Source organism: Burkholderia sp. Bp9090 (assembly GCF_003857985.1).
Lineage (GTDB): Bacteria > Pseudomonadota > Gammaproteobacteria > Burkholderiales > Burkholderiaceae > Burkholderia.
Window position 1 is genome coordinate 1 of sequence record NZ_QTPV01000084.1, and the last position, 3,955, is coordinate 3,955.

General features: G+C 61.8%; 6 protein-coding genes and 1 rRNA gene. 5 read left to right on the forward strand and 2 right to left on the reverse strand.

Features of this window, described 5'->3' with window-relative positions:
• The first annotated feature begins 13 nt into the window (after positions 1–13).
• From rrf to DIE16_RS36010, 4 genes are all read left to right on the forward strand, one after another.
• A 5S ribosomal RNA gene (rrf, locus tag DIE16_RS35995) occupies positions 14–126 on the forward strand.
• Between the two features lie 311 nt (positions 127–437).
• Positions 438–842, forward strand: coding sequence for a Cu(I)-responsive transcriptional regulator (gene cueR / locus DIE16_RS36000; protein ID WP_044849283.1), 405 nt, complete (start codon positions 438–440; stop codon positions 840–842).
• A 215-nt stretch (positions 843–1,057) separates the two neighbouring features.
• Positions 1,058–1,204 carry a DUF3563 family protein gene (locus DIE16_RS36005; RefSeq protein WP_081053322.1) on the forward strand — a complete coding sequence of 49 codons (147 nt, stop codon included), beginning with the start codon at positions 1,058–1,060 and terminating at the stop codon, positions 1,202–1,204.
• Positions 1,205–1,318: 114 nt separating this feature from the next.
• Entirely contained in the window at positions 1,319–1,687 is a 369-nt protein-coding gene (locus tag DIE16_RS36010) for a hypothetical protein (RefSeq protein WP_124489870.1), read from the forward strand.
• 15 nt (positions 1,688–1,702) lie between these two features.
• On the opposite strand, the gene DIE16_RS36015 is transcribed toward DIE16_RS36010, so the two are convergent.
• Together DIE16_RS36015 and DIE16_RS36020 are read right to left on the reverse strand one after the other, a co-directional pair.
• The gene (locus DIE16_RS36015; RefSeq protein WP_124489871.1) at positions 1,703–2,548 is read right to left on the reverse strand and encodes a 23S rRNA (adenine(2030)-N(6))-methyltransferase RlmJ; all 846 of its coding nucleotides are present in this window, start codon (positions 2,546–2,548) and stop codon (positions 1,703–1,705) included.
• Positions 2,549–2,659: 111 nt separating this feature from the next.
• Entirely contained in the window at positions 2,660–3,631 is a 972-nt protein-coding gene (locus DIE16_RS36020) for an aldo/keto reductase (protein ID WP_124894411.1), read from the reverse strand.
• A 163-nt stretch (positions 3,632–3,794) separates the two neighbouring features.
• Here DIE16_RS36020 and DIE16_RS36025 point away from each other — a divergent pair.
• The coding region (locus DIE16_RS36025) for an SDR family NAD(P)-dependent oxidoreductase (protein WP_124524115.1) at positions 3,795–3,955 on the forward strand (161 nt) is incomplete at its 3' end.

A 3,955-nucleotide genomic window follows, 5' to 3' on the forward strand; every position in this document is an offset into this window, starting at 1 on the left:
ACAACCCTCTTTGCCTGATGACCATAGCGAGTCGGTCCCACCCCTTCCCATCCCGAACAGGACCGTGAAACGACTCTACGCCGATGATAGTGCGGATTCCCGTGTGAAAGTAGGTAATCGTCAGGCTCCCTAAGCCAGAAACCCCCGCCCGAAAGGCGGGGGTTTTTGCATTTGCAGCGCAGAAATGCGCGATCGCTGCAAGTGTTGGCGTGATCGTCAGTGGGCGGGCAGCTTGATACGCGCTGCATGCTGCTCCGAACCGGCAGATTTCGCAGCCACCACCTACCTCAATAAGGACATCCGGATTGCGGTCGATCCGGCCGTCACTGCCCAGGCAGGAACGAAATCTCGCGATTTGATACGATCCAAATGTCGTCGACGAATGCATGCGTCGACCTTCGTGTTCGAACCAGTGCTTGATGGAGAGAGGGCAGGGAATGAATATCGGCGACGCGTCGCGCGAATCCGGCGTCAGCGCAAAAATGATCCGCTACTACGAGCAGGTCGGCCTTCTTGCGCCGAGCAAGCGGAGCGACGCCGGATACCGCATCTACGGTTCGGATGACGTCCATATTCTGCGTTTCATCCGCCAGGCGCGGCGGCTCGGTTTTCTCGTCGAGGATATTCGCAAGCTGCTGATGCTCTGGCAAGACCGCTCCCGCGCCAGCGCCGAAGTGAAGTCGATCGCCCTCGAACACGTGGCCGAACTCGACAAACGCATCGCGGAATTGAGCGACATGCGCAATACACTTGCCGATCTCGCCGCGCACTGCCATGGTGACGGGCGACCCGAATGCCCGATCTTGGCGCGGCTGGCCGACCCGGTCAGTGAACCAGATTAGTGCATATCCTCGAGGCCGAATCGGAGCCTCGATTCAATATCTTTAAAAATCAGTGGGTTGAAGCAGATAGTTCGTAAACCATTCCAAACTGGAATGGCTTCCATGCAAGCATTTCACTGGCATCTTGGTGTGGCATCGCTATAATTCGGGATAACCCTATACGGGAAATCCCTGAATCTCGATTCGCCAGGGGTCCCCCTTCCTTGGAGAACATCATGATCGCCTACATCGTTGAAAAGCTGAGCAACTGGTTCGAATCCGCAGAGCGCGAACGCCGTGAGGCTTACCTCGCGTCGTCGTCGGACATCGTTCAGCTCGAGAGCCGCATCCGCTCGCTCGAAACCAACGGCTACTCGCTGTAATCGGAGTCACCGTCAGGTGCCGTGTGGCACCGAGCGAAAAGCAAGCCCCGTGTTGACGGGGCTTTGTTTTTTTGTGCGTCCGATCTGGCGAAATCGTCGGCGTGGCGCTATGGTATGGACCTGCTTTTCAACCGGAAGAACACGACCATGCGTTTGCGTCTCGATGTGCGTCACGTTTCCCGCGCGCGTCTCTTTCTGGGGGCCGCGGTGCTCGCTCACGGCATGGCGGCTGGTGCGGCGACGTCGTCCAGGCCGCTGATTCTCGATACGCAACGCGGGATCCAGGATGGCAAGGGCGGCCTGGTGTTGCAAACGGCTCCGTTATCGTCCGAGCCGATCGTTGAGCCCGCAGGCATGCGAGCGCCGGCAGGGCAGGGACCGAATTCTTCGGTCCCGCTGTTTGTCGCGCCGTATATCAATGTGCCGGGCTGGGGTGGGTCGCCGGCCAATCAGCCAAGACCCGCGCCAAGACCGCAGCCGTAACGGAAAACCGTTCGCTCAGTTTCCGCGGTGCTCGATCTGGCACCGCGCGCCGCTGTCCTGTCCCAGGCGCTCGACGAGATAGGGCAGCGCTTCGTTCATGCTCTGCGCGAGCGTGTACGGCGGATTCAGGATGAACATTCCGCTGCCGTAAAGGCCCAGGCCATCTGCCGGCGGATTCGATACCGTCAGCGTCAGGTGCAGCCAGTTGTTCGGCTGCAGGCGCTTGAGCTGCTCCGGAAAACGCTGCGATTCCACCCGCGCAACCTGCGGATACCAGATCGCGTAACAGCCTGTCGCGAAACGCTTCAGGCATTCCGTCACGCAAGTCACCGTGCGCGCGTAGTCCTTCTTGTCCTCATAGGACGGATCGATCAGCACGAGCGCGCGTCGCGGCGGCGGCGGCAGCAGCGCCTTGATGCCCTCGAAGCCGTCACCGGCGAAAATCATCGCGCGGCGCCCCGCATCGCGGAAGTTGTGACGCAACACGTCGATTTCCGTCGTGTGCATTTCGAACAGGCGCATCCGGTCCTGCTCGCGCATCGATCGCCATGCGAGATACGGGGAGCCCGGATAGTAATGCAGCTCACCGTCGTCGTTCAGCGCGCGCACCTCGTCGATGTAGTCGCCGAGCGCTTCGGGCAGGTCCTTTTCGTTCCACAGCGGCCCGATGCCGGTGTCGAATTCCCCTGTCTTGGCGGCATAACCGTCGCGCAGCGAATACACGCCGGCACCGGCGTGCGTGTCGATGTACCAGTACGACTTGTCTTTCTTGTTCAGGTAGCGCAGCAGCTGGACGACGACGGCGTGCTTGAGCACGTCCGCGTGGTTGCCTGCGTGAAAACCGTGACGATAACTGAGCATGGCTGGCTGCCTGAAACGAAGGGTGAATCGATGAAAACGGATGATCGCGCGAAGCCGTCGGGCCGCGCGCCAATGCGGCCGCGTATTGTACGCGAGTGGGCGTGAGCCGCCTTACTCGTATGCATCGCCGACGGTCTCCTCGATGCGTTGCTTGATCTCCGGCGTCAGTTTCTCGGCAACGTCGAGCGCGCGCATGTTGTCGTCGATCTGCTCGATTCGCGAGGCGCCCGTAATGACCGAACTCACGCGCGGATTCGCGAGTACCCATGCAATCGCGAGCTGGGCGGTGCTGCAGCCGAGTTCGGTCGCGATCTCGCCGAGCCGTTCGACCACATCGTTGCTGACCGGATCCGTCAGCCGTTCGCGGAGCCAGTCGTAGCCCGGCAATTGCGCGCGGCTGCCCGGCGGTACGCCGTTCCGGTACTTGCCGGTGAGCAGCCCCGATGCCAGCGGGCTCCAGGTCGTCAGGCCGAGGCCGTAGTCGTGATAGAGCCGTGCGTATTCCTGTTCGACCCGGGTACGGTGGAACAGGTTGTACTGCGGCTGCTCGACGACCGGCTTGTGCAGATGGTGCCGCTCGGCAATCTCGTACGCGGCGCGGATCTCGTCGGCGCTCCATTCGGACGTGCCCCAGTACAGCGCCTTGCCGCGTACGATCATGTCGCTCATCGCCCAGACGGTCTCCTCGATCGGTGTGTTCGGATCGGGGCGATGGCAGTACACGAGGTCGACATGGTCGAGCTGCAGCCGGCGCAGCGAGCCGTCGATCGCGTTCAGCAGATATTTCCGGTTCAGTGTGTGGTACTGGTTCGGCGCTTCCGCGAGCCCCCAGAAGAACTTCGTGGACACGAGGTAGCTGACGCGCGGCCAGCCGAGCGACTTGAGCGCCTGGCCCATGATTTCCTCGGATTTGCCACTGGCGTAGACCTCGGCGTTGTCGAAGAAATTGACGCCCGCATCGCGGGCCGCCGCAAGGCATTCGCGGGCGACCCGCTGATCGACCTGGTTGCCGTAGGTGACCCACGAGCCGAGCGAAAGCGCGCTGATCTGCAGGCCGGAGCGGCCTAGCCGTCGATAGTGCATGGGAATCTCCCGCGACTCTGAACCGACCTTAAGCTTAGACGTTTTGCGCGCGAACGGCGGGGCCGATCGTGCACAATAGCGGCTGGCCTCCACCTGCACGATCGCGACGAAAGCGGATGCAGCGGGGCGCGCTTTTTCGATCCGATAACGGAAGGAGACGGACATGGCAGCAGATCTGAACGGCAAGACCGCAGTCGTCACGGGCGCCGCAAGCGGCATCGGCAAGGAAATCGCGCTGGAGCTCGCAAAAGCGGGCGCGGCCGTGGCGATCGCCGACCTGAACCAGGACGGCGCAAACGCGGTTGCCGACGAGATCGTCAAGGC

Bases quoted from the DNA above. Each gene is read 5' to 3' on its own strand.
- DIE16_RS36020 (WP_124894411.1), bottom strand. From the start codon at position 3,631: ATGCACTATCGACGGCTAGGCCGCTCCGGCCTGCAGATCAGCGCGCTT.
- DIE16_RS36005 (WP_081053322.1), top strand. From the start codon at position 1,058: ATGATCGCCTACATCGTTGAAAAGCTGAGCAACTGGTTCGAATCCGCA.
- DIE16_RS36015 (WP_124489871.1), bottom strand. From the start codon at position 2,548: ATGCTCAGTTATCGTCACGGTTTTCACGCAGGCAACCACGCGGACGTG.
- cueR (WP_044849283.1), top strand. From the start codon at position 438: ATGAATATCGGCGACGCGTCGCGCGAATCCGGCGTCAGCGCAAAAATG.
- DIE16_RS36010 (WP_124489870.1), top strand. From the start codon at position 1,319: ATGGACCTGCTTTTCAACCGGAAGAACACGACCATGCGTTTGCGTCTC.